Annotated in this window: 22 protein-coding genes and 1 riboswitch; of the genes, 10 read left to right on the forward strand and 12 right to left on the reverse strand. The window is 63.5% G+C overall.

Annotated elements, in window-relative coordinates; translation table 11 throughout:
- Positions 1-136: 136 nt before the first annotated feature.
- Positions 137-352, reverse strand: a riboswitch (cobalamin riboswitch).
- Between the two features lie 249 nt (positions 353-601).
- The 3 genes from HOY34_RS00790 to HOY34_RS00800 all read left to right on the forward strand — a co-directional run bounded on the left by HOY34_RS00790 (position 602) and on the right by HOY34_RS00800 (position 3,628).
- Positions 602-2,053, forward strand: coding sequence for an amidase (locus HOY34_RS00790; RefSeq protein WP_253944108.1), 1,452 nt, complete (start codon positions 602-604; stop codon positions 2,051-2,053).
- A 386-nt stretch (positions 2,054-2,439) separates the two neighbouring features.
- A complete protein-coding gene (locus HOY34_RS00795) occupies positions 2,440-2,895 on the forward strand; it encodes an NUDIX hydrolase (RefSeq protein WP_253944109.1) in 456 nt (151 codons plus the stop codon).
- 193 nt (positions 2,896-3,088) lie between these two features.
- Complete coding sequence (locus tag HOY34_RS00800; protein ID WP_172359409.1) at positions 3,089-3,628, forward strand: DUF1178 family protein; 540 nt, start codon at positions 3,089-3,091, stop codon at positions 3,626-3,628.
- Positions 3,629-3,793: 165 nt separating this feature from the next.
- Here HOY34_RS00800 and HOY34_RS00805 read toward each other — a convergent pair whose 3' ends face one another.
- The 3 genes from HOY34_RS00805 to HOY34_RS00815 form a co-directional block, all read right to left on the reverse strand.
- On the reverse strand, positions 3,794-4,291 hold the full coding sequence (locus HOY34_RS00805) for a MarR family winged helix-turn-helix transcriptional regulator (RefSeq protein WP_172359410.1): 498 nt from the start codon (positions 4,289-4,291) through the stop codon (positions 3,794-3,796).
- 176 nt (positions 4,292-4,467) lie between these two features.
- Complete coding sequence (locus HOY34_RS00810) at positions 4,468-4,767, reverse strand: FAD assembly factor SdhE (protein WP_172359411.1); 300 nt, start codon at positions 4,765-4,767, stop codon at positions 4,468-4,470.
- Entirely contained in the window at positions 4,754-5,218 is a 465-nt protein-coding gene (locus HOY34_RS00815) for a helix-turn-helix domain-containing protein (protein WP_172359412.1), read from the reverse strand. Before HOY34_RS00815 ends, HOY34_RS00810 begins: the two co-directional genes overlap by 14 nt.
- A 152-nt stretch (positions 5,219-5,370) precedes the next feature.
- Here HOY34_RS00815 and HOY34_RS00820 point away from each other — a divergent pair, with 152 nt between their 5' ends.
- Positions 5,371-6,573 carry a pyridoxal phosphate-dependent aminotransferase gene (locus HOY34_RS00820; protein ID WP_172359413.1) on the forward strand — a complete coding sequence of 401 codons (1,203 nt, stop codon included), beginning with the start codon at positions 5,371-5,373 and terminating at the stop codon, positions 6,571-6,573.
- A gap of 158 nt (positions 6,574-6,731) precedes the next feature.
- Positions 6,732-7,136 carry a hypothetical protein gene (locus HOY34_RS00825; protein ID WP_172359414.1) on the forward strand — a complete coding sequence of 135 codons (405 nt, stop codon included), beginning with the start codon at positions 6,732-6,734 and terminating at the stop codon, positions 7,134-7,136.
- Positions 7,137-7,347: 211 nt separating this feature from the next.
- Here HOY34_RS00825 and HOY34_RS00830 read toward each other — a convergent pair whose 3' ends face one another.
- A complete protein-coding gene (locus HOY34_RS00830; RefSeq protein ID WP_172359415.1) occupies positions 7,348-7,671 on the reverse strand; it encodes a 2Fe-2S iron-sulfur cluster-binding protein in 324 nt (107 codons plus the stop codon).
- 402 nt (positions 7,672-8,073) lie between these two features.
- On the opposite strand from HOY34_RS00830, the gene HOY34_RS00835 reads away from it, so the two are divergent.
- Positions 8,074-8,688 (forward strand): peptidoglycan-binding domain-containing protein, encoded by a 615-nt coding sequence (locus HOY34_RS00835; protein WP_253944110.1) that lies wholly within the window; start codon positions 8,074-8,076, stop codon positions 8,686-8,688.
- A 168-nt stretch (positions 8,689-8,856) separates the two neighbouring features.
- Here the strand turns inward: HOY34_RS00835 and HOY34_RS00840 are convergent, their stop codons facing one another.
- The 6 genes from HOY34_RS00840 to HOY34_RS00865 form a co-directional block, all read right to left on the reverse strand.
- On the reverse strand, positions 8,857-10,326 hold the full coding sequence (locus HOY34_RS00840) for a Do family serine endopeptidase (RefSeq protein WP_172359639.1): 1,470 nt from the start codon (positions 10,324-10,326) through the stop codon (positions 8,857-8,859).
- Between the two features lie 301 nt (positions 10,327-10,627).
- Positions 10,628-11,569, reverse strand: a complete 942-nt coding sequence (gene hflC, locus HOY34_RS00845; protein ID WP_172359640.1) for a protease modulator HflC — start codon at positions 11,567-11,569, stop codon at positions 10,628-10,630.
- A complete protein-coding gene (gene hflK, locus HOY34_RS00850; RefSeq protein ID WP_172359416.1) occupies positions 11,566-12,777 on the reverse strand; it encodes an FtsH protease activity modulator HflK in 1,212 nt (403 codons plus the stop codon). The genes hflC and hflK overlap by 4 nt, the downstream gene beginning before the upstream one ends.
- Before the next feature lie 100 nt (positions 12,778-12,877).
- Entirely contained in the window at positions 12,878-14,305 is a 1,428-nt protein-coding gene (gene gorA / locus HOY34_RS00855; RefSeq protein WP_172359417.1) for a glutathione-disulfide reductase, read from the reverse strand.
- The gene (gene rpiA / locus HOY34_RS00860) at positions 14,305-15,090 is read right to left on the reverse strand and encodes a ribose-5-phosphate isomerase RpiA (RefSeq protein ID WP_172359418.1); all 786 of its coding nucleotides are present in this window, start codon (positions 15,088-15,090) and stop codon (positions 14,305-14,307) included. The genes gorA and rpiA overlap by 1 nt, the downstream gene beginning before the upstream one ends.
- Before the next feature lie 224 nt (positions 15,091-15,314).
- Positions 15,315-16,694, reverse strand: coding sequence for an L-serine ammonia-lyase (locus tag HOY34_RS00865; protein WP_172359419.1), 1,380 nt, complete (start codon positions 16,692-16,694; stop codon positions 15,315-15,317).
- A 298-nt stretch (positions 16,695-16,992) separates the two neighbouring features.
- Here HOY34_RS00865 and HOY34_RS00870 point away from each other — a divergent pair, with 298 nt between their 5' ends.
- Genes HOY34_RS00870 through HOY34_RS00880 form a run of 3 tightly spaced genes read left to right on the forward strand, consistent with a single transcriptional unit; the run spans position 16,993 to position 18,856 of the window.
- Positions 16,993-18,285 carry an adenylosuccinate synthase gene (locus HOY34_RS00870; RefSeq protein WP_172359420.1) on the forward strand — a complete coding sequence of 431 codons (1,293 nt, stop codon included), beginning with the start codon at positions 16,993-16,995 and terminating at the stop codon, positions 18,283-18,285.
- A gap of 6 nt (positions 18,286-18,291) precedes the next feature.
- The gene (locus HOY34_RS00875) at positions 18,292-18,558 is read left to right on the forward strand and encodes a DUF2842 domain-containing protein (RefSeq protein ID WP_172359421.1); all 267 of its coding nucleotides are present in this window, start codon (positions 18,292-18,294) and stop codon (positions 18,556-18,558) included.
- A gap of 1 nt (position 18,559) precedes the next feature.
- Positions 18,560-18,856, forward strand: coding sequence for a putative quinol monooxygenase (locus HOY34_RS00880; RefSeq protein ID WP_172359422.1), 297 nt, complete (start codon positions 18,560-18,562; stop codon positions 18,854-18,856).
- A 225-nt stretch (positions 18,857-19,081) separates the two neighbouring features.
- Here the strand turns inward: HOY34_RS00880 and HOY34_RS00885 are convergent, their stop codons facing one another.
- The gene (locus HOY34_RS00885; RefSeq protein ID WP_172359423.1) at positions 19,082-23,032 is read right to left on the reverse strand and encodes a hypothetical protein; all 3,951 of its coding nucleotides are present in this window, start codon (positions 23,030-23,032) and stop codon (positions 19,082-19,084) included.
- Positions 23,033-23,167: 135 nt separating this feature from the next.
- Between HOY34_RS00885 and HOY34_RS00890 the strand changes: the two genes are divergently transcribed.
- A complete protein-coding gene (locus HOY34_RS00890) occupies positions 23,168-23,866 on the forward strand; it encodes a thiamine diphosphokinase (protein ID WP_172359424.1) in 699 nt (232 codons plus the stop codon).
- 61 nt (positions 23,867-23,927) lie between these two features.
- Here the strand turns inward: HOY34_RS00890 and HOY34_RS00895 are convergent, their stop codons facing one another.
- Positions 23,928-24,920, reverse strand: a complete 993-nt coding sequence (locus tag HOY34_RS00895; protein ID WP_253944111.1) for a DMT family transporter — start codon at positions 24,918-24,920, stop codon at positions 23,928-23,930.
- Between the last annotated feature and the right edge of the window lie 51 nt (positions 24,921-24,971).

A 24,971-nucleotide genomic window follows, 5' to 3' on the forward strand; every position in this document is an offset into this window, starting at 1 on the left:
CGTCCCTCGGTAATCCTTGGGCGGCAGATCCCTGCCCGCCCGATGCGTTACGGCCCAGGCGCGGCTGCATCCTGGGCCCTGTGAACGTCACCGCTGGCGGCAGATCCGCCCTCCGTCCACGCGCCCCGCGGGAAGGAAAGGGTGAGCGTCACAGGCAGGTCTCCTGGCTTGCGGGTCGGGGCTAAGCGGTCTGCCTTCCCAGGGCGGATTTCGCCCCAGTGGCCCATGTGACCGCCGCTCGCCGCTTACAGTTGCGGGGGCAGCTCTGGCATTGGCCCAGGTGGGGGCCGCACCAAATTCCCTATTCTCTGCCCGGATTGCGCCGTGCAGAACCTGTGCCATATCTGCATGAAACCCGCCCCCTGCCCTGTCAAGAACCGAAGGGGCACGGCTTTTCATCCGGCTATGACCGGGACCGCTTTGTAACAGGAGCGCCACAGGAGCGTCACAGCCCCCCTCCCCCCACAACTGGCCCACAACTGCCCCGCAATTGTTCAGCGCAAGTTCTGATCTGGCCTGCAGGGGCTGAGGCATCTGGACCTTTCAGCCCGCGCGGGCCCAGATAACACTTATAAAAACCAACAGGGAATCGGTGACTGAAATGACGATGATCGGCGATCTTGGCGCAAAGGATGCGACTGAACTGGCCGGGCTGGTGGCAAAGCGAGAGGTCTCTGCCGACGAGCTGCTGGACGCCGCCCTTGCCGCGACCGGGGCGCGAAATCCGGCAATCAATGCGGTGGTGCTGGTCCAGGAAGAGGCCGCCCGCGCTGAAATCCGCGCAGGCCTGCCCACGGGCCCCTTTCGCGGCGTGCCCTTTCTGATCAAGGACCTGGGGCTTGAGGCAAAGGGCCTGCCGTCGCTGAACGGCTCGCGCCTCTCAGGCCCGGTCAGCTACGGCGCCGACAGCAATATGATGGCCCGGATGCGGGCGACCGGCGTCGTCACCTTTGGCCGCACCACCAGCCCCGAGGGCGGCGTCGGCATCGCAACCGAGGCCGCCGTCTATGGCGGCCCGACGCGCAACCCCTGGAACACCGATCACACGCCCGGCGGATCCTCGGGCGGTGCGGGCGCGGCGGTTGCCGCCGGGATCGTCGCCTTCGCGCATGGGTCCGACGGGGGCGGCTCGGTCCGGGTGCCGGCGGCAAGCTGCGGGCTTTTTGGGTTCAAGCCCACCCGCGCCAGGCTGCCTGATGGCCCCTGGTCCGGCGAAGGCTGGGCGGGCATGGCAATCGACGGTTTTCTGACCCGCTCGGTGCGCGACACCGCCGTCATGCTGGACGCCTGCGAGGGCGCGGACAAAGGCGCGCTCTACTACGCGCCGCGGCTGGAAAAGGGCTATGCCCAGGCGATCTCGCGCCCGCCGCGCCGTCTGCGGGTTGCGCTTTGCGACACCACTTTCACCGGCAAGCCGATCGACCCCGAGGTGACTGCCGCGGTGCAGGAAACCGGGCGGCTGCTGGAAAGCCTGGGCCATCACGTCACGCCCGCCCGGCCCGAGGCCAGTATCGCCACCATGATGCAGGCCTGGACCGATATCGTCGCCGTCGGCACCGCGCTGACCATCCGCCAAAAGCTGAAAACCCGCCCGCTGACCGCCGATCTGGTCGAGGGCGTGGGGCGCGGGGCCTTGCAGCATGCGCTGTCGCTTGATCCGCTGCGCTATCTCGAAGCGGTTGAGGATATTCACGATTTCGGCCGCGAGATGGCGTATTTCTTCGCGCCCGATACAGGTGACGGCTATGACATCCTGCTTTCGGCCACCCTGGCCGAGCCGCCCGCGAAAATCGGCCGCTTTAACCATGAGACCGAGGACTACCTCGATTACCGCATGGGGCCGGGGCGCTGCTTTGACTATTCGCCCTTTGCGGCGGTGTTCAATGCCAGCGGCCAGCCTGCGGCCTCGCTGCCGCTGGGGTGGTCGGCCTCGGGCCTGCCTCTGGGCGTGCATCTCGCCGCGCCTTTCGGAGCCGATGAAGAGCTGATCGCCCTTTGCGCCGAGATCGAGGCCGCGCAAAACTGGGATCGCCGCGCCCCGATGGCACGTTAATCGCAGCCGTCGCTGTCAACAGCGCTGGCGCGGCAAGGGGCAACCCCGTCGCGTCAGTGCAGATCGTGCAGGGCAAAATGGGCACATTTTAATCACAATATTGTGGATATGGCCCTTAGTTTACGGAAATCCTGGGACATGGTGATTTAAACCTTGCCCCGGCCCGCAGCCACGCGGCACAAAGGCGGCTTATGTATAAAAGTCTCCGACGAACCCTCTCATTCCTATGATGGTTGTGCGGTTCGGGATCTGTCAGGGCCTATGGGCCCCAGCGGCCACTTGCCCGACAGCCCGGCCAGCCCCATCTGAGAGTGTCGTAAACGGTGCAGGTGTAAACGGTCATAAAAATGAACAAACAGGTCAGGTTCGGGCAGCAGGAACGTCGGTTGGAACCAAAATCGCAGCTTGCCGCATTGTGCTGGAGTGATGGGAAAGATGGCAGGCGGGTTCTGCTGATCACCAGCCGGGATACCGGCCGCTGGGTTTTGCCCAAGGGCTGGCCGATGAAAGATCGCAGCTTTGCCGAAGCCGCCCGGATCGAGGCCTGGGAAGAGGCAGGCGTCACTGGCACGATCAGTGAAACTGCGCTTGGGCAATATGCCTATGACAAGGTGATCTGCCGCGAAGCCGACCTTGCGCAGGCATGCGAGGTTGAGGTTTTTGCGCTGAAGGTGGCCAGCCTGGCGCGCAAATACCCGGAACATCGGCAGCGCCGCCGCAAGTGGTTCAGCCCGGAAAAAGCCGCCCGCAAAGTGGACGAGCCAGAACTGCGTCAGCTGATCCTGGATTTTGGGGCGGCCGCACCTGCGGCAGATGCCAGCATGCCCGAAGGCCATATCTGACATCCTGAGCTGCGCCCATTGGCCAGGTTCGGGGCTGCGGCTAGGGCTTGCAACAGCTATGCGGCAAACAGCGCGGGAACTGGGTATTGGGTATTGGACAGTGAGCACTGGGCACTGGCCATAGCTTGACCATGACGGGCGAAAGTTTAGCTTATGACAAAGCTTAGACGCGCCGACAGAAGGTTTTAAGACAATGATCCGCTATGCGCTGCGTTGCGACGCTGACCACGGCTTTGAAAGCTGGTTCGCAGATGCGGCGGCCTTTGACACTCTGGCCCAGGCCGGGCAGCTTTCCTGCCCGCTTTGTGGCAGCGCGAAAATCTCCAAGGCGCTGATGGTGCCCTCGGTCCGCCCCGCGCGCAATGCACCCCCTGGGCGACAGGGCACGGCGGATGACGTGTCGCGCCCGGCTGCGGCTGAGGCCGCCGGCGGGCATAGCAGCGAAAAGCCCAGGGGTGCCAGCGGGCAAGCGACAGGACAGGCGGCGGCGCATCAGATCTCGGAACGCCTGGGCGAGCTGGAACAGGCAATCGCCGCCCTGCGCCGCGAGGTCGAGCAAAACTCGGACTATGTCGGCAAAGATTTCGCCACTGAGGCGCGGCGGATCCATGCAGGCGAAGCCGCAGAGCGGCCGATCTACGGCGAGGCCAAAGCAGATGAAGCGCGTCAGCTGATCGAGGAAGGGGTGCAGATCATGCCTCTTCCCTTCATCCCACGCCGCAAAACGAACTGAGAACCGCCCCACTCTGTCAGCCGGGCCTCGAAACAGAGCGCCCCGCCGCCCCTTACGACACGCGGCCCCACTCGACAGAGATCCCCACACGACGGACAGCCCCCACACGAAGGGCAGAATAGCTGAGCGCCCGGGCGCCCCCCGATCAATCAGGATCAACCAGGATCAATAAATGTAGCGGATCTGCTCGGTCCAGAAGCGTTCCATACGACGCAGGGCGGTATTGATCTCATCCATGCCACTGACATCGATCACCGCGCGTTTTTCCAGACCATCGGCATGCCGGTGGAACAGATCCCCCACCTGATCGCGCAGGATCCGGCCCTTCTCCGTCAGCCGCACCCTGACCGATCTGCGGTCAATCTCAGAGCGCTGGTGATGCATATAGCCCAGATCCACCAGTTTTTTCAGATTATAGCTGACGTTCGAGCCCTGATAGTAACCACGGCTTTTCAGCTCGCCCGCAGTAACCTCATTTTCACCGATATTGAACAACAACAGCGCCTGAACCGGATTGACCTCAAGCACGCGCAGACGCTCGAACTCATCCTTGATGACATCCAGCAGCAATCTGTGCAGGCGTTCTACCAGGCCCAGATTGTCGAGATAGCAGGAGAGGAACGCTTTCTGCGATCCATCGAGAACCGATTGATGGAGGGACATGCTTACTTTGACTCCGCACTGAACAGACAGGCACAGAATCGCAACAAAGCACAAACATTCCGTAAACTCGCAGCGATTTTGCCGCTATTTTTCCAAATCAGTCCCGCCCGGTCAAAACCAGTTCAACCGCATGTTTTACAACAAAAAAAGCCCGGATCTGCCTTCATCGCCGGATCTTAGCCCTGGCCTTGCAGCCGCATGCGGGCAAATTCCGCGATCCGGGGCAAGAGCGGCTGGCTCCAGCCTGGCGCCTCTGCAATGCCCAGAACCCAGGTCAGAAGATCATGGTCATTTTCCGACAGCAGGCGGTCATAAAGGTCCAGCTCAGCGGCGCTCAGCGCCTCAAGGCCAGTATCGGCAAAGGGGCCCAGCACCAGATCCATCTCTTTGATGCCGCGCCGCCAGCTGCGCATCCGCATCCGCTTCAGCCGCGCCTCATGGCTTTCGCCGGGGATCGCCCCCTCATTTGGCAACATCCGTCTGCTCCTGCTGCAAGGCCTGTTCCAGCCGCTTTTCCACCGTTACAAGCTCTTGCACAAGCGCTGATGCCTGATTGCGCAGCCGCGCCAGATCGGCCAGCGCCGCCCGAACCTGGCCCGCCGGAACCGCAGCCGCCTGTGACGGGTCATCGGGGGCGGTGATGCCGTCGCCCTCGGCGGTCAGAAGCCAGGTCAGCGAGACATTCAAAAGCCCCGCCAGCATCTGCAGCCGATTGCCGCGCGGCTCTGCCATATCGTCTTCCCAGGCCTGCAGCGTCGTCAGCTGCACGCCGATCCGCTGCGCAAGCCCCGCCTGGCTGAGGCCCGCCGCCTCTCGTGCACCTGCCAGCCGGTCGCCAAAGGTTGCAACGCCTGCCGCGAACCAATCCGCATCGGGATCCGCCGCAGCTGCAGCCTCTGCCGCCAGCTCTTTGCCGGTTTCCGCCATCATGCCTCTCCTTTGCTGATATCGCTTGTATGAACGGGGGGCCGAGCCTAAGACCCATGGCCGGAAAATGCAAATATTCCGGCGAATATTCCGGCCAGGCGGCCGGAAACCCGCAAAATGCAACCCGACGAACAGCCTTCGGAGATCCGGCAATGGCCTTCCTGTCCGACACCCTCGCCCGCGTGAAACCCTCGGCGACCATCGCCGTCACCAATAAAGCACGCGAGCTGGCCGCTGCTGGCAAAGACGTGATCGGCCTTGGCGCCGGCGAGCCCGATTTCGACACGCCCGAACATATCCGCGACGCCGCCAAACGCGCGATTGATGCGGGCAAAACCCGCTATACCGCCGTCGATGGCATCCCCGAGCTGAAAGCCGCGATCTGCGCCAAATTCCTGCGCGAAAACGGTCTGACCTATGTGCCGAACCAGGTGACCGTTGGCACTGGCGGCAAGCAGATCCTGTTCAACGCGCTGATTGCCACCCTGAACCATGGCGATGAGGTGATCATCCCCGCGCCCTATTGGGTCAGCTATCCCGATATGGTGCAGCTGGCGGGTGGAACCCCGGTTGCAGTGGTCGCCACGCTTGAGAACAATTTCAAAATCACGCCCGAACAGCTTGAGGCGGCGATCACCCCCAAAACCAAATGGTTCATCTTCAATTCGCCCTCAAACCCGACGGGCGCGGGCTATACCCGCACTGAGCTGAAGGCGCTGACCGATGTGCTGATGCGTCACCCGCATGTCTGGGTGATGTCGGATGACATGTATGAACATCTGGTCTTTGACGATTTCAAATTCGTCACCCCCGCCCAGGTCGAGCCCGGCCTTTATGACCGCACCCTGACCTGCAACGGCGTCTCAAAGGCCTTTGCGATGACCGGCTGGCGCATCGGCTATGCCGCAGGCCCGGTAGCGCTGATCAAGGCGATGGGCACCATCCAGTCGCAATCGACCTCGAACACCTGCTCGATCAGCCAATGGGCCGCGCTTGAGGCGCTGACCGGGCCGCAGGAATTCCTGGCCGACTGGCGGCGCGTGTTCCAGGGCCGCCGCGACCTGGTCGTTTCCATGCTGAATGAGGCCGAAGGCATCACCTGCCCGAAACCCGAAGGCGCCTTCTATGTCTATCCCGACATCTCGGGGTGTATCGGCAAGGCCAGCCCCGGCGGCACGGTAATCACCAATGACGAGGTTTTCGCCACCGCCCTGCTGGAAGAGGCAGGCGTTGCGGTCGTATTCGGCTCGGCCTTCGGCCTCAGCCCGAATTTCCGCGTCAGCTACGCCACCTCGGATGAGGTGCTGCGCGAGGCCTGCGCCCGCATTCAGCGTTTTTGCGCAAGCCTGGTGTAAGACCCCGTATCAAAGTCTGGTGTAACGATCTGCTGGCAGTATTTTGCCTCCCAAAGCCGGGCCTTTTCATCCCCCGGCTTTGGGGTCAGATATTTCGATCCGAACCCGTCCCGTTTGATACAGCCATAAAGATACCGACATAAAAGAGAGCAGCATCAATGTCCGACCGCCTGCCCCCCTATTACTTCCGCATCCGCGAGAATGGCGCTGCGGTCTGCCGGGTCGATACCGAGAACCGCCAGCGCCGGATCGAGCTGGAAGAAATCGCCGTCGTCAATGTGAAGAACGGCAATATCCGCCCGCATGGCGACTATGAGCTGACCGAGGACGACCTCGGGGCGATCAACACCTGGCTGACCGAGCGCCGCGCCTTGCTGGAAAGCCGCGAGACCGATGACATCCTGCGGGCGGTCGATCACCTGAACCTGACCGCACAATGGGCGCAATCAAAGGCCAGCGCGGATCAGCTTGAGGCGGTGACCGACACGCTTTTGCTGGCGATGCATGACCTGCGCAGCGTGCTGGTGCGCAAAAAAGCCGAACGGCTGGGCAACCAGGACTGAGCCAGGGCGCAACCAGGCCCGGGCCATGACTGGCCATGACTGGCCGGGGACTGAGCCGGGAACAGGACCATGGCTGAACCAGAGACGGCCCCATGACTGAGCCATGACTGGGCCGGGCCATCAACAGGGCGCGACCAGAACTGCGCCGCGCCCTGGCCTGAACAGCACCGCCCGCTGGTGGTGGCGCGGGGCTTTCGCCCCGGGGCCTGCCTCAGATCTGCTTTTCGGGCATATGCACGATCAGCCCGTCCATCGCCGGGGTCACCTTCATCTGGCAGGTCAGCCGCGAGCGCTCGGGGTCCGGGTTCCAGGCGAAATCCAGCATATCCTCTTCCATCGGATCCTTTGGCGGGATCTTATCCACCCAGGCCGCATCGACATAGACATGGCAGGTCGAGCAGGCACAGGCCCCGCCGCAATCGGCCTCGATCCCGGGGATGCCATTGTCGCGGGCCCCCTCCATCACCGTCAGGCCGCTGGCCACCTCGACCTCATGCCGTTTGCCGCCAAATTCAATATAGGTGATCTTTGCCATTGCCGTCTCCGATGTCCATGCGCCTGTGCCTGGGGTCTGGCCGATCCCCCGGACCCAAGGGTGCCACCTGCCGGGGGCATTGGGTCTTTGGCGGGAAATCGGGGCCTTCCCTGGGAAGCAAGCGCCGAATGCCTTATGCAGGCTTTGACATATGCGATCCTTGCCCGCTGTTCCAGATCGGTCGCTGAAAATGCCAGCCGCGACAAAAGCGCCCCCTTGTTGCCCGGATGCGCTGCGGATAGCCTGCCCGCTCAGACAGGCACTCAGAAAAGCACTCAGGCAGGCGCGGCACCCGGGATCCGGGAAAAACCTGGCCAGACCTCATAACAGCAGCCCAGCAGACAGGCACCGCGCCATTACAATGCAATACGACCAGATGCATGCACAAAGGCCCGCCCGACCATGAAGGCGCATCCCCCCGCACATACGGCCCCTGGCCATGAAGCGCCCGCTTTCCGGCGCGACCAGGCCTTACTGCGCGCGGGCTGGCTGGCGGCCGGTCTCGCGCTGATGGGTTGCCTCGCGCTGATGGGTTGCACGGGGGGCGGCGTGCCACTGGCCCCGGTCCAGGCCGATCTCTCGGCAGAGCTGATCGACCTGAAGGGAAAGCCCGGCCCGCCGAAATCGCCGAAAGGCGCCTGCTGGCAATCCGATATCCGCCCCGCCGTGATTGAGACCGTGACCGAGCAGGTGCTGGTCTCGCCCGAGGTCCGCGATGAGGCGGGCAATATCACCAGCCCCGCCACCGTCAGCACCGAGGCCCGCCAGCGCATCATCGAAGAGCGTGGCCTTGTCTGGTTCCAAAGCCCCTGCCCCGAAGAAATGACCCCCGAATTCATCGCCACATTGCAAAGGGCGCTGAAGGCGCGCGGGCTATATCTGCAGCCGCTGACCGGGGTGATGGATGGCCCGACCCGCGCAGCCCTGCGCCGCTGGCAAAGCAGTCGCGGCCTGAACAGCGACCATCTCTCGCTGGCCGGGGCCCGTGATCTGGGCCTTGTCATCGGCAAATTCTGACCCCCCAAGGCTGAGCGTGCGATACTGCCCCCAGGCGGACCATGCCGGAACCAGGGCCAGAACAGCACCCGGGCATCGGCACGAAAAGCCGAACAGAACAAAGAGAAAGGCGGCAGGGATTGCCCCGCCGCCCTTCAGTGCCGCCACCTTTCAGGGTGAAAGCCGCGTTCAGTTCACCAGCAGCGCCACAAAACGCTGATCGCCGCCACGGCTGAAGCGCAGCAGAACCGATTTGCGGCCTGCCTTTTTGGCATCCTCGATCCGGTCTTTCAGATCCTGCGCCCGGGTGATCTTTTGCTGGCTGACCTCGGTGATCACATCGCCTTCGCGCAGGCCCTTGGTCCAGGCCTCGGACGACTGATCGACGCCCGTGACCAGCAGCCCCTCAGTGGTGGGCGGCAGGCCATGCTCGTCGCGCAGCGCATCGGTAACAGGCTGCAGCGCAAGGCCCAGGACCTCCAGCTGGCCTGCCTCTTCCTGCTGCTCTTCGGGCGCGCCCGGATCAACGGCAGGATCGGCCTCTTCGCGCCGCCCCAGCGTGACATTCAGCGTTTCCGAGCGGCCTTCGCGCAGCACCACCACAGGCACCGCCTCGCCCACGGGCGCATCAGCCACCCGCCGCGTCAGATCGCCCGCGCTTTTCACGTCCTGGCCGTTGAACAGCTGGATCACATCGCCCGACAGCATGCCCGCATCCTTCGCCGGACCGTCAGGCACATCGGTGACCAGCGCCCCGCTGGCCGCCGCCATCCCCATCGCCTCGGCGATATCGGGGGTGACGTCCTGGATGCGCACACCCAGCCAGCCGCGCCGCGTCTCGCCATATTGCTTCAGCTGATCGACGACCTTGGTGACCACATTCGAGGCCATCGAGAAACCGATCCCGATAGAGCCGCCGGTCGGCGAGAGAATCGCGGTATTCACCCCGATCACCTGGCCATCCATATTGAACAAAGGCCCGCCCGAGTTGCCCCGGTTGATCGCGGCATCGGTCTGCAGGTAGTCGTCATAGGTGCCCGAAAGCTCGCGGTTGCGCGCCGAGACGATGCCCGCGGAAACCGAGAAGCCCTGGCCCAGCGGGTTGCCCATCGCCACGACCCAGTCGCCCACACGGGCCAGATCGGAATTGCCAAAGCTGACGAAGGGCAGCGGCTTGTCGGTCTCAACCTTCAGAAGCGCGATATCGGTCTGCGGATCGGTGCCAACCAGTTTCGCAGGCAGCTTTTCACCGCCGAAAAACTCGATGGTGATCTCATCGGCGCCTTTGATCACGTGATCATTGGTGACGATATAGCCATCCTCCGAGATCACAAAGCCAGAGCCAAGCGCCTCAGACCTTTGCGGGCCGGAATTGCCCTCACCGCCGAAGTCGCGGAAGAAATCCTCAAGCGGGCTGCCCTTGGGCGCCATCGGACCGCCGCCCGAGGGGCGCGAGACCATCGAGGATGTGGTGATATTGACCACCGAGGGGCTGATCTTATCGGCCAGCTCGGCAAAGCTTTCCGGGGCGCTAAAAGCCATCACCGGGACGGGCGCGGTAAAGCTGAGCCCGGTCGAAAGCGCAAGCGCAAGCAGCGTGCCCCCGGTCAGGCGGCGGCGCAGCCCCGTGCGGGCAGGTGCCAGGGCAGGCAGGGTCATTTCAGTTCTGGAGCGGGACAAATCTGGTCTCCTTTGGACATGCAACCGGATCGGCCGGGAGTGGAGTCGCCATGGCCGCATCCTTCCGGTTCAGGACATAACAAACTCTGAGCCAAAGCCCAGCGCAATGCAAACCCCGTCGCGCTTTGTCAAAGCGGCGTGAACGGGCCGGATCAGTGGGACAGGACAACGGGGCGGCCTGTGAACAAACGGAAAGGCGCATGAAAAAAGGGCCAGCCCCGGGGCCGGCCCTTTTTGTTTTCCACCATCGGCCCTGGGGAAAGCCCAGGGACCAGGCCGCTTACTCAACCACCGCCGGAGCAGGCTGCTGCGCGGGCTGCGCTGCGGGCGCGGCAGGCGCCGGTGCAGCCGGTTCGGCCTCGCCCGGCGAGCGCAGATAGGTGAAGAAGTCGCTGTCAGGCTTCATCACCACCGAAGAGTTCTGCCCTTTCAGCGATTGCTCATATGCAGAAAGCGAGCGGATAAAGGCGAAGAACTCGGGGTCCTGGCCATAGGCCTCGGCCAGGATCGCGTTGCGTTCGGCATCGGCCTCACCACGGATCACCTCGGCGCTGCGGCGCGCGAAAGAGGTTTCCTCGACCACGGTCCGGTCTGCGGCAGCGCGCACACGCTGCGCAGCCTCGCCACCGCGGGCGATTTCATCCGCCGCCTCACGGTCACGCTCCGAGCGCATGCGATCAAACGTAGCCTTGAGGTTGGCATCAGGCAGGTCGGTGCGGGTCAGACGCACGTCGATCACCTCAACGCCCAGCGACTGCGCCTCGCGCCTTGCGATGGTCAGGATCTCGCCCATCAGCGCATTGCGGTCCTGGCTGAGAACGCGGTCCTGGGTCGTATTGCCCAGCACCTCTGGGATCGCCTGCTGCAGGATGTTGTTCAAAAGCACCTGGGCGCGGTCTTCGGCCCCTGCCCCAACCGCCTGGCGGAAGGCCTGCAGATTGGTGATCCGCCAGCGGGCAAAGGCATCCACAACCAGACGACGGTCGGACAGCAGCGTCACCTCGATCGGCGCGGTTTTCAGCCCGAGGATACGGTCTTCATAATAGACCACCTCCTGGATGAAGGGCATCTTAAAGCCCAGACCCGCCTCTTCCTTGACCTGTTTGACCTGGCCAAACTGCAGCACCAGCGCTTTCTTACGCTCATCCACGATAAAGACCGAGGACAGCGCGGTCACCAGCAGCGCGACAAGAACCGGAACAATGACAATCGCACGCATCAGTTTGCCCCCCCTGCAGCTGCCGCAGATCCGGCAGGTGTCGCGGCAGATCCGCGTGTCAGTTCATTCAGCGGCAGGAATGGCAGCACGCCCTGGCCGCCCTCGCCCCCGCTGACACCATCAAGGATCACCTTGTTCATGCCTGCATAGACCCGCTCCATCGTTTCCAGATAGAGGCGGCGACGGGTGATTTCCGGCGCTTTGACATATTCGGCATAGACCGAGTTGAAGCGTGCAGCCTCCCCCTCGGCCGAGTTCACGGCATTGGCGCGGTAAGCCTCGGCCTCTTCGGTCAGGCGGGCGGCTTCACCGCGGGCCCCTGCCGTGGCACGGTTTGCGTAGCCATCAGCCTCGTTTTCCAGCCGCGAGCGTTCAGCCTGGGCCGATTGCACGGCGCGGAACGCATCAGCGACATCAGCCGGAGGCTGGGCACGACGCAGGTTCACACGGATGACCTGGATCCCGGCATTATAGCTGTCCAGCGTCGATTGCACCGCGATCCGCAGATCAGAGGAAATCGCCCCCCGGTCACGGTTGAGGATCGGCGACAGTTCCGAACGCGCAATAATATCGCGCATCGCCGATTCAGCGACCGCGCGGATGGTTTCCTCCGGATCCGCCAGGCTGAAGAGATAGGCCTGCGGATCGGTGATGTTCCAGACCACCTGGAAACCGATATCAACGACGTTCTGGTCGCGGGTCAGCATCAGCTCGCCCGAGTTGCCGTCAGCGGCACCTATATCGGTGGTGCGCTCGCCCGTCACCTGGACCTTTTCATAGGTCACGACCGGCCAGGGGGCAAAGTTCAGACCCGGATTGCCGATGCCCGAGGCCTCGCCCAGGAACAGCTCGACCGAGCGCTCTTCGGGGCGGACCGTATAGAACGACATGAAGGACCAGGCCGCCACCGCCGCCAGAGCGCCGAAAAACAGCCCCTGTTTGGTGAAGATCGGGCCAAGGCCGCCATTTTGCGGCCCGCGCGGGGCACCGCCACCATTGTTGCCACGGCCACGCCCGCCCATCAGAACGCGCAGTTGCTCCTGGCCTTTGCGCAGCAGCTCATCGACCTCGGAAACAGGCTGATTGCCCTCGCCCGGACGCCGTCCGCCATTGACGCCATTCGGATTGCGGCGCCCGTCGTCGTCAGAACCACCACGGTTACCGCCGCGCCCATCGTCGCCGCCGCCTCCGCCCCAGGGACCTCCTGCCATTATATGTCCTTTTCCTTCAATATTTTCAAAGTCTCAGTTGTGCATTCCGGCCGGATTTTCAAGCGGAACCCCGCCAGTTGCCCGCCCGGTCGCGGAAAATTCAGAATTTTCTGACCGGATTGCGCATGGTGACCAGCTCTTCGGCCATGGTCGGATGCACGGCGCAGGTGCGATCAAAGTCTTCTTTGGTCGCGCCCATTTTGACAGCAATCGCTGCCAGCTGGATCATTTCGCCCGCCTCGGGGGCAACGATATGGCAGCCCAGCACCCTGCGGGTGTCCGAGCAGACGATCAGCTTCATCAGCACACGGCCGTCACCGCCCGCGAAAGCGCTGCGCATCGGGCGGAAGCTGGCGGCATAGACCTCGATCGGGCCCTGCTCACGGGCGGCCTCTTCGGTCAGGCCGACTGCGCCCAGCTCAGGCTGGGTGAAAACCGCAGCCGGGATCAGATCATGATCAACCGGGGTCGGCTGGCCATGGAACACCGTCTGGACAAAGGCCATCCCTTCGCGGATGGCAACCGGGGTCAGGTTCACCCGATTGGTCACATCGCCGATGGCATAGACCGAGGGCACCGCCGTCTGGCTGTAGTCGTCCACCAGGATCTCGCCGCGCCGACCAATGCCAACGCCCAGCTCTTCAAGGCCCAGACCCTCAGTATTCGGCCTGCGCCCGGTGGCGAAGAGAACCTGATCGACATCGCACAGCTCACCCGTGGTCGATTGCACGGTGAAAGGCCCGGCACCAATGGTGGCCCGGCCAAGGCCCAGCTGCATTTCAGCGGCAGGAACATCCATCCCATCCGCGAAAGAGCCCTTCGGCCCAATGGCCGCAATATCGGTGCCAAGGCGCAGATTGATACCACGGGCACGGATCGCTTCGGCAATCAGGCCACGCGCCTCTTCGTCAAAGCCACGCAGGATCTGCGCCCCGCGATAGAATTGCGTGACCCGCACACCGAGGCCTTGCAGAATACAGGCCATCTCGCAGGCGATAAAGCCACCGCCCACGATCAAAATCCGCTCTGGCAGCCGCTCAAAGTTGAATACATCGTCAGAGACCAGCCCATGGCCAGCCCCCGGCAGATCGGGCCGCTCTGGCCGGCCGCCGGTTGCGATCAGAATATGTTTGGCGCTGAAGCGGCGGCCATCGGCCAGCGCCACCTCATGCGGGCCGATCAGGCGCGCCCGCGCATCATGGATCTCGACGCCAGAGCTGTCGAGCAAACGGCGATAGACGCCTTCCAGCCTGTCCAGCTCGCCGTTCAGCCGGGTGCGAAAGGCCTGCCAGTCGAAATGCCCCTCGGGGATGTCCCAGCCATAGGCCCGCGCCTGGGCGGGAAGCTCCCGGAAGGATGAGGCGAAAACCATCAGTTTTTTAGGCACGCAGCCGCGAATGACGCAGGTGCCGCCCATGCGGCTTTCCTCGGCCAGCGCGACGCGCGCCCCGGTGGCCGCCGCCATTCTCGCCGCGCGAACCCCGCCAGAGCCGCCGCCTATTACATAGAGGTCATAGTCAAAAGCCATCAGTCGAGATCCGCGAAAATATTGTCGGTGGGGGCGAAATGGATCTGTTCATCAATTACCTTGCCCGTGTTGATGTCGCGGACCGAGACCCGGCCATCCGGGGCCCCGATCACCACGATATCGCAGATATCAATGAACAGCCCGTTTTCAACCACGCCGGGGATCTGGTTCAGAACCAGCGCCAGCTGACGCGGATTGCCGATCCGGCCCAGATGCAGATCAACGATATAATTCGACTCGTCAGTGACCAGCGGGCTTTCGCCGCTCATCCGCAGCGTGGCCTCGCGGGTCATCACATCCATCGCCACCAGCGTCTCTTCGATCAGCGCCTTGGTGGTCTGCCAGCCAAAAGGGATCACCTCAACCGGAAGCGGAAAGGCCCCCAGGCGCGAGACCTCTTTCGCGGCATCCGCGATCACGATCATCTGATCCGATGCGGTTGCAACGATCTTTTCCTGCAGCAATGCCGCCCCACCGCCCTTGATCAGGTTCAGGTCGGGGTCAAACTCATCCGCCCCGTCAATGGTCAGATCCAGCCAGCGCACCTCATCCAGGCTGCGCACGGTCAGCCCCAGACTAGTGGCCAGCTGCGCAGTGCGGCTGGAGGTTGCGACCGAGGTAACGCGCAGCCCCTCTTCGCGGACGCGTTCTGCCAGGCAGCGCACCATCCAGGCCGCAGTAGAGCCGGTGCCAAGCCCCAGCTTCATCCCGTCTTCCACAAAATCCACCGCACGTTTCGCGGCGACAAACTTGGCTTTGTCGATAGGGTTCAGATCGGCGGGCATGAGGGTCTCCGGGCTTGAGAGGCGGCGCGCGGCCTTCCTGCGGGCTTACCCCAATCAGGGCGGAAGGGCAAAAGGCTTTTGGCGCGGAAAAAGGGGGCGCTGCCCCCTCGCGCGTTCCGCGCTCACCCCCGGGATATTTAAAGACAGATGAAAAGAGCCGCAGATTTCATCTGTCTCTTAAATATCCCCGCCGGAGGCTTCCGAACTCTGTCAAAGGTGCAGGGTCAGCAATTGGGCACATTGACAGCCAGACCGCCCAGCGAGGTTTCCTTGTATTTCTCATGCATGTCATGGCCGGTCTGGCGCATGGTCTCGATACAGGCATCAAGGCTGACCAGATGCTTGCCATCGCCGCGCAAAGACAGCGAGGCCGCAGAAACCGCTTTGATCGCGCCCAGCCCGTTGCGCTCGATGCAGGGCACCTGGACCAGACCTTTGACCGGATCACAGGTCATGCCCAGGTGATGCTCCAGCGCGATCTCGGCGGCGTTTTCTACCTGTTCCGGCGTGCCGCCCATCACCGCGCAAAGCCCCGCCGCCGCCATCGCCGCCGCTGAGCCGACCTCGGCCTGGCAGCCGCATTCCGCGCCCGAGATCGAGGCGTTATGCTTGCAAAGCCCGCCAATCGCCGCCGCCGTCAGCAGGAAATCCCCTACTTTCGAGGCCGAGGCCCCGGGCACATGATCCAGCCAGTAGCGGATCACCGCAGGCACCACCCCCGCCGCCCCATTGGTGGGGGCGGTGACCACCTGGCCGCCAGCGGCGTTTTCCTCATTCACCGCCATGGCATAAAGCGACATCCAGTCATTGATCGTATGCGGGGCCACGAGGTTCAGACCACGCTCTGCCTGCAAAGCCTCATAGATACCACGCGCGCGCCTGCGCACATTCAGCCCGCCGGGCAGGATCCCCTGGCCCTCAATGCCGCGATCAATGCAGGCATTCATCACCTCCCATATCCGCGCCATCCCCTGATCAAGATCGGCCGGGGCGCGATAACGCAGCTCATTCTGACGCTTCATCTGCGCCACAGACAGCCCTGATTTCGCGGACATTTCCAGCATCTCGGCTGCCGATTCAAAGGGCCATGGCACATCCGCCTTCGCCTTTGCCTTCGCCCCTGCCAGATCGGCAATCTCAGCCGAGGTCAGCACGAACCCGCCCCCGATCGAGTAATAGGCCTCTTCGAAGATCACATCGCCCTGGGCATCGGTTGCCTTCAGCACCATGCCATTGGCATGACCGGGCAAAGAGGGGCCGAAATCGAACACCAGATCCTTTTGCGGATCAAAGGCCAGCGTGGGCAGGCCAGGCGGCGTCACCGTCTTTGTTGCGCGGATCAAAGCCAGCGCGGCCTCGGCCTTCTCATGGTCATAGCTTTCGGGCTCAAACCCTGCGAGGCCCAGCACCGTTGCCCGATCCGTCGCATGCCCGACGCCGGTGAAAGCCAGCGAGCCATGCAGCACCGCTTTCACCCCCTTTGGCTGAAAGGGCGAATTGCGCAGCCGTTCCAGAAACATCGCGCCCGCGACCATCGGGCCCATCGTATGGCTGGAAGAGGGGCCGATTCCCACTTTGAACATATCAAAAACTGAAAGGAACATTCGCTCATCCTGCGCCTGGCTACCGGGCAAGAATGCCCATACATTCCCAAAGAGGTAAGTGTGAAAACGACCGATGCAAGACGGCAAACGGCACCCGGCCCGGCAGCGCCCCATGCGCGATTTTCGCTAAAAACGCCCCGGCGAGGGTGTCGTGCGCGTGTCGTGCGGGCCTGACGCGGATCTGGTGCAGGCCCCACCCGTTCCGGCGGATTTGCTGCATCGGGGTTTTTCCTGTTTCCCCCGCCCGCCAGTGCCGCTATAGCTCACCCGCATTTTTCTTTCAAAAGGCAGGCTGCAAATGGCCAATGTGGTTGTCGTAGGCGCTCAATGGGGCGACGAGGGTAAAGGTAAGATTGTCGACTGGCTCTCTGAGCGTGCCGATATCGTTGCCCGCTTCCAGGGCGGCCATAATGCCGGCCATACGCTGGTGATCGACGGCAATGTCTATAAGCTTTCGCTTCTGCCCTCGGGCATCGTGCGCGGCGGCAAGCTGTCGGTGATCGGCAATGGCGTCGTGCTTGACCCATGGGCGCTGCTGGCCGAGATCGAAAAGCTGGCGGGCCAGGGCGTTATCATCAACCCCGACAACCTGATCATCGCCGAGAACACGCCGCTGATCCTGTCGATCCATGGCGAGCTGGACCGCGCCCGTGAGGCGCAGAATTCGGTCGGCAAGATCGGCACCACCGGGCGCGGCATCGGCCCCGCCTATGAGGATAAGGTCGGCCGCCGCTCGATCCGCGTGGCGGACCTTGCCGATGAGGAAACGCTCGACACCCGGATCGACCGGCTTTTGACCCATCACAACGCTCTGCGTGCAGGCCTTGGCCTTGATCCGGTCGATGTTCCGGCGCTGAAGGCGCAGCTGCAAGAGGTTGCGGCAAAGATCCTTCCTTACGCGAAACCCGTGTGGAAACACCTGACCGAGGCGCGCCGCGCTGGCAAACGCATCCTGTTTGAGGGCGCGCAGGGCTCGCTGCTGGATGTCGATTTCGGCACCTACCCCTATGTCACCTCGTCGAACACGCTGGCGGGCATGGCTGCGACCGGCGTGGGCCTCGGGCCGACCTCGATCGATTTCGTGCTGGGCATCGTGAAGGCCTATACCACCCGCGTCGGCGAAGGCCCCTTCCCGACCGAGCTGTTCGACGAGGACGGCCAGCGTCTGGGCGAGCGCGGCCATGAATTCGGCACCGTCACCGGCCGCAAGCGCCGCTGCGGCTGGTTCGATGCGACGCTGGTGCGCCAGACCTGTGCGACCTCGGGCGTCTCGGGTATCGCGCTGACCAAACTCGACGTGCTGGACGGCTTTAAGACGCTGAAAATCTGCGTCGGCTATGATCTTGACGGTGTGCGTTACGACTATCTGCCGACCGCTGCGAAGCTGCAGGCCCGCGTCACGCCGATCTATGAAGAGATGGAAGGCTGGAGCGAATCGACGCAGGGTGCCCGGTCCTGGAACGATCTGCCTGGTGCTGCGGTCAAATATGTCCGCCGCATTGAAGAGCTGATCCAATGCCCGGTCGCCCTTTTGTCGACCAGCCCCGAGCGTGACGATACCATCCTCGTCACCGATCCCTTCGCGGATTAAGGGCCGATGGCGCTTAGCTACCAGGGCCGCAAGAAGCTGGCACTTCTGATCCTGCTGATCGGGCTGCCGCTTTACTGCTTTGTCACGCTGGTCCTGATCGGGCTGGCGAATGACACCTGGTGGCCAGAGGCCGGGCAGCGCATGCCCCTGCTGCTGGAGGCGGTGATCTTCATCGGCCTCGGGCTTGCCTGGGCGCTGCCCTTGCGAAAGGTGTTTCTGGGTCTGGGCCAGCCCGACCCGGATGCACCGCGCGACATATCGCAGGACCGCTGAGATGCTGAAAGTGATCGCCCAGGACTTCATGCGCCCCGACGCGCTGGAGATCATCCGCCCGCTTTACGCCGAGCTGGTTCGGTTAAGCCAGGCCGAGCCGCTTTGCATCAGCTATGATCTCTTCGTGGATCAGAAAGATCCCGGCCATTTCATCTTTATCGAGACCTGGCCGGATCGCGCGGCCCTCGACATCCATTGCCAGACCGAGCATTTCCGCCGCCTCGTGCCGCAGATCAATGCCTGGCAGCGGGCAGATCCGACATTCCTGCTGATGGATGCCTTCGGCCAGCCGCTCTGAGCGGGGCCACGACGCGGCCCATACACAGACGGACGCCCCGGCTTCTGCCGTCCCTTCTCTTTGCGATAAAAGCCCTGGCTCTGGCCCTGCAGTCTCTGGCCCCACCCGGCCTGCCCCCACCCCGTCTGGCCCCAGGGGCACAGTGCCCGCTGCGGAATTTCCTTGCGCCAAAGCAAAAGGGGCTGGCGCGACGGCCAGCCCCTTCGTCTTTCAGATCTGTCGCGCTCAGTTCAGGATACGCCTCGCCTCTGCCAGCATCGCCGAGTCTTCGGAAACCGCGAATTGCCCACGACGCACTTTGACCAGCCGCCCGACCCGCAACAGCGTGCCAAAGGCGCGCAGCCCATCCTCGCGGCCAAATTTCGGTGCCGATCCAGCCGCGCCGACCCGGTGCATCAGGTAAGGGCGGGTAAACTGTTCGCGGCTTTCGGCACATGTTGACCAGACAGCTGCCGCCTCCATCAGATCGGTCAGCGTATTGGCACCCAGGATATTGGTGAATTCTTCGAATTCGCCGGTCGCGGAAAAGATGTTGCTGGCAGCGGCGGCTTCATCCTCGGCCATTTCATCATCTGCGGCATCCTCATCGGCACCGGAAAGATCTGACATCGCGCCGGGGACCAGGTCGTCCGCCTCATCGGCATCATCGCCAAACTCAGGTTCGGGCTGAAGCGATGGCCGGGTCGCCTCGCGCGACGAGGGCCCGTCGAGGATCGCCCGCAGCGCGCCCGCCGCATCTTCTGCCAGGACGGGCGCGGCCTTGCGACCAGCCTCGTCACTGTTCAGCTGGCCTGCCGTCAAAGCCGCAACTGCAGCCGCACCATGAACCAGCTGCGGGCGCGGGCCGGTCTCGCGGGTTTCGCTGCGGCGGGCCTGATCGATACGTTGCTCTGACACCAGGACCAGCGGCGCGGGCCGCGAGACGGCCGGCTCTGCCTGCGCGACCGCGTCAGCCTCGCCTATATCAGGATCTTCGCTGCCACTGACGCGGGCCAGGGCATCCGTGCTGCGGCTGGCAGGCCGCACCGGGCGTGACGGGCGAACCGGGCGAACCGAATTGCCCGCCTGATTCACAGCCTGATTGGCGGCCTGGCTGACGGCCTGACTGGAGGTCAGACTGGCGGCAGGGGACGACGCCGGTGTAGCAGACGCGGTGTTCAGCGCAGGCGACTGGGTTACAGTCTGCGCCAGATCATCCCGATAGGCCCCCTCGCGGCGGACCGGATCCGCAGGCGTCACACCGGCACGACGATCAGCAATCGCCGCCGCAACCGCCGCCTTCAGATGCTGAATCGAGGCAATGCGTCGCTTGTTTTCCGGACCGGCCATTTCATCATCGGCCTGTTTCATCAGCCGCGCCAGATCCTCATCGGCCCCCGCCCCTGCCCGCGCCGGTTGCGAAGTCACAGTGTTGCGCGAGACGGGATCAGAGGCCAGCGATGGCTGGGACGCATCAGAATCGTCCTGCGCCACATCATCCTGCACCACACCGCGCGCCACATCGCGCGCCTGCGCCGTCCCATCCGCGCGCGGCCGCGAAGGCCTTACCGGGGTGGGGGTGGGGGTCGCAGCCGCTGTGGTTTGCGGCGCGGCAGCACCGCCCCCGTCCTCGGCACGCGCTGCACCGTCAACACGACGGATGCGGATCACCCGGGCCCGGGCCCTTTGCAAACGCGCCGCAGCAGCGGGCTCCAGCCCGCCAGGGGTGTGATCCTCAATCGCATGTCCGGGTGCCACTGAGGCCGCCGGGGCGGGATCTGCGCCAGTGCCACCATCGGGCGCAAAGGTGGCATCCGAAGCGGTTACGGCGGCAGCTTCTGCGGCTGTCTCCGCAACAGTCTCTGCGACAGTCTGTGTGAATGTCTCTGGCCCAACGACGGATGCAGCAGCAGCCAGCGGATCGGGCACAGCCCGTTGATCGCCGGCGTCACCGCCAGGAATTGCGGCGTCCCAATCGGCCTCAGAAGTGTCGCGCGGCGCGACCTCGGCATGCTCATCAGGCGCCGACAAATCCTGGCCAAAATGCGAAGTTGAATCCGGGCCAGGAACAGGGCCAGACTCCGGGTTGGACAAGTCCGGGTCAGCCGTCACGGCATCGGTATTGGAGGACCTCTCGGTGACGCTCACCGCGCCGAAATCCGCCATCGACCCGCCAAGCAGCTCGGATACTGCAACGCTCTGCGGCTCATCCACGCTTTGATCGAGCGCGTCAGCCGCGACCTCTGCCGCAGGAGCTGCAACAGTGTTTTCAGCCAGCAACTCATCTTCGATGGCCGCAAGCTCGGCCCGAAGATCGAGGTCGAGATCTGCAATGTCCGGGGTTTCGACAGCCGCCACAGCCGCAGCCGGGGCATCTTCACTCAGCCGTGCAGTCAGCCCGGCCAGTTCGCGTTCCCAGCTGTCCTCAGCCTCTTCGAATTCCGGCTCATCAGCAAAAGGATCGCTGCTGTAGGCCGCTGCCGCAGAGCTGTCTGCGCCATCTGAAACCTCAGTGACCTGCCCCATATCATCGGCATAAAGCGCTTCTGCATCCGTCGCTTCTGTATCAGTCTCTGGGCGGGCCTCTGCCCCGTGGTCATGCGCCGGATTTTTCGCGCTCAGCGCTGCAACCCGGGCTGCAATGGCATCAGCGGCATTCTCTGCCATCCGCCCGACCGCTGCACTGACCTCGCAGCCCTCATCCGGACCATCCTGATCAGCCGCCCCCTGCGCCGCCTGGACAACCTCTGTATCCCTCGCCACATCTGCCGCAGCCGCCACTTCCGTGGCGGTTTCGGCAGAGGGTTTCACTGAGCCCAGCTCGGCTGCCAGCACCCGCAGTTCAGCAAGCGTCGCCTGCGAGGCCGCTTCGGGCCTTTGCAGTTCGGGGCCAGAGCCATCTTCAGGATCTGCATCGGCATCGGGCGCGGAGAAATCATCCATCGCCTGATCCGGCGTGGCCACAGCTGAGCTGACATCCACCTCCGCGACCACCTCCGCGACAGCTTCCTGCGCCAGGGCGTCGGAAGCCGTGCTTGCGAAATCAGCCGCTTCCGCCTCGGCATGTTCGGCCGGTAGATCTGCGGGCAAATCAGCGAAAGCCGCACGCATGTGATCGCCAGCGGTTGCACGGGCATCGCCCGAAGAGGGCTGCACATATGCGGTGCCCTCAGCATCGGCCCCGGACAGAAACGCGGTATCGGCTGCCTCATTCAGATCTTCCAGGCCTTCTGGCAGATCTTCCAGGTCTTCTGGTGCCGCAGTCAGACCTGCTGCCAGCGCCGCTGCGGGAAGCGCACTGTCCTGCACCGTCGGCTCGACCGCGCGGCGCAGGCGCGCCAGCTTGGCGGCTACGCCCTCTGGAACGCTGCTGCGCAACGACGGCGTTGCAGGCGCCTGTGGCAAACGATTGGCCTGATCCTCAGCCCAGGCCAAAGCGCCCTCATTAGCGCCGTCATTGCCCTGCCCTGCCGCACCCGTCATCGCGGCAGCAGGGGCTGTCGCAGCCCGCGCAACCGCATCACGGCGGGCGCTGAGCGCTGCCGAATCTGCCTCTGCGCCAGATTGATCGGTTGCGGGCTGATCCGCTGTGGGCTGTCCCGTTGTGAGGGGCGCCTCGGTCTGCGGGGGATTTACATGCCGGGTCTCTGCGCTCAGCTGGACCCGATCAGCCGCATCCGGCCCGGCGCTGCGAGGCCCTGGTCCATTATCCGGCCCATTATAGTGTTCTCCCGACGAAAAGCTCTCCACCGGAGCGGTGGCCTCCGCCTTTGGCGCGAATCCTGCGCCCGACTGAGGGACATAAGCCTGAGCAACAGAAGGCTGGGGAACAGAAGGCTGAACAACAGAAGGCTGAGCAACACGGGAATCGGGAAGAGGCGCGGCAGGTGCCTGGCCCGCCCGATCGGCGCCTGCCCGATCAGCGATCCTGTCGCCTGCCTGCTCGCCTGCGCGCAATACGACCGTATTGTCGGTGACCCGCGCCTCAACCCGGCGCTGGATCTCACGTTCGGCAATGCGGTGCAGCATTGCAGCATCCGGTTGCGGGGGTTCTGCGCCGAAAAAGCGATCCTCAGCCGCAAGATCACGGAAATATTCGGCAATCGCGCGCATGGTCGTGAAGGGCTCGTCGAACCCTTCAAGCGTGCAGCTGAATGTCCCGTAAGAGACTGTAAGAATCTTGCTGGCATCATTCATCGACGCGGACCTCATACTTTCCTTCACGGAAACATTGCTGGCGCTTTGTTCGAATCCATGGACAGACCGGGGTAATTTGATGGATTGATTGTGTCCATCACCCCTGAAGTTTGCCTTAATTCGAACAGTATCCGCATGAAAAAGTCAGTTGATCAATGCCCGGTTCTTCAATTCTGCGGGGGAATCACGCTGATTGGCGGCGGTCCGGTCTCTGGGCGCGATCTGCAGCTGGCGATGCGGCTGGCGCCTCGGGTGATTGCGGCGGATGGTGGCGCGAACAGGCTTTTCGCCGCCGGAATCACCCCCGAGGCGGTAATCGGCGATCTTGATTCGATTTTGCCGGAAACAAGAGCGGCCCTGCCGCCCGGATCTCTGCACCACATCCCCGAGCAGGATTCGACCGACTTCGACAAGGCCCTGCGCTCTGTCCGGGCAGAGTTCATCCTGGCGGTGGGTTTTACCGGAGCGCGGCTGGATCATGGGCTGGCGGTGCTGAACAGCCTGGTGCGCCACAGCGGGCGGCCCTGCCTGGTTCTGGGGCCAAAGGATGTCAGCTTTGCCCTGCCCGCCGGAGAGACGCAGCTGCGCCTGCGCCGGGGCGATACGGTCTCGCTGTTTCCCTTTGCCCGGGTCAGCGGGCGCAGCAGCGGGCTGGAGTGGCCGCTTGATGGCCATGTTTTTGCACCCGACGGCTTTATCGCCACCTCTAACCGGGCAAGCGCGGATGAGGTCAGGCTTTGGCTGGATGCGCCTGGCATGGTGGCCATTCTTCCCCGCGCGCGCCTGCGCGAGGCGATCCGGGCGGTGCAACAACCGGGCACGAAGGGCGGCTGAGCGTCTTTCGCCGACGCGCCTGTCCTTTGACCGCAGATCTGGGCCTCAAATTTCTGGGACCTCAGATTTCTGGCGGAATGGGGTTTGCCCCCATGCTGGTGCTGTCGCGCAGTTTCAGCCGCTCGCGGTGCACCAGATAAAGGCCCGAGGCGATGATGATCCCGATTCCGGCAAAGGTCACCTTATTGGGCAGATCGCCAAAAACCAGGTAGCCCAGGATCACCGCGATCACGATCTCAAAATAATGCAGCGGCCCCAGCGTGGCCGAGGGCGCATAGCCCAAAGCCATGGTCATGCACATATGGCTGAGACAGGCCCAGAAGCCGACGCCGATCAGCCAGAGCCAGGTGATCCCCTCTGGCATAGCAAAGGCGAATTGCGGCAGCGGCCCGTTCCACAGCACCAAAAGCACCGGCAGGCAGATCACCACCCCCGCCCAGCTGGTGTGGAACTGCATCATCACCGGATGCATGAAAGAGGACATCCCCCGCGTCACCAGCATGTAAAAGGCAAAGCCAAAGGCCGTGCCCAGCGGCCAGAGCGCCATCAGCCCGAACACCGTGATCGAGGGCTGGATGATCAGCAAAGAGCCGCCAAAACCGATGATACAGGCGATGATCCGGCGCGGCCCGACCTCATCACCAAAGATCCAGTGGCCAAGGATCAAAAGGATGAAGGGCTCAAGAAAGGCCACCGCCAGGGCATCGGCAATCGGCATCACCGTCAGGCCAGAGACAAAGGAAAAGGTCGAAAATACCAGCAGGAATGCCCGCAAAAAGATCAGCGCCAGCGCCTTTGGGGCAAGCGCCAGCGACATCCCCAGCCACAAAACGACCGGGGCCATCATCAGACCCTGAACGATAAACCGCGCCGCCGTGATCCAGCCGACCGCCATACCATCCTCGGCCGCCAGCTTTGAGGATACATCCAGCAGCGGCGCCAGCACGCAAAAGGCCAGCATCAACACGATTCCGGTGATAATGCGATCAGTGCTGCGGGCCCCGCTTTGCGATCTGGGCGCGGCGGTGGTGGCGAATTGCGGTGTCTGGGGCATGGGCGCTGTCATATCACCATGGCTAACGGGGACGAAACGCCGCTGCCATGC

Source organism: Pseudogemmobacter hezensis, from assembly GCF_013155295.1.
In the GTDB taxonomy this organism is placed as follows: domain Bacteria; phylum Pseudomonadota; class Alphaproteobacteria; order Rhodobacterales; family Rhodobacteraceae; genus Pseudogemmobacter; species Pseudogemmobacter hezensis.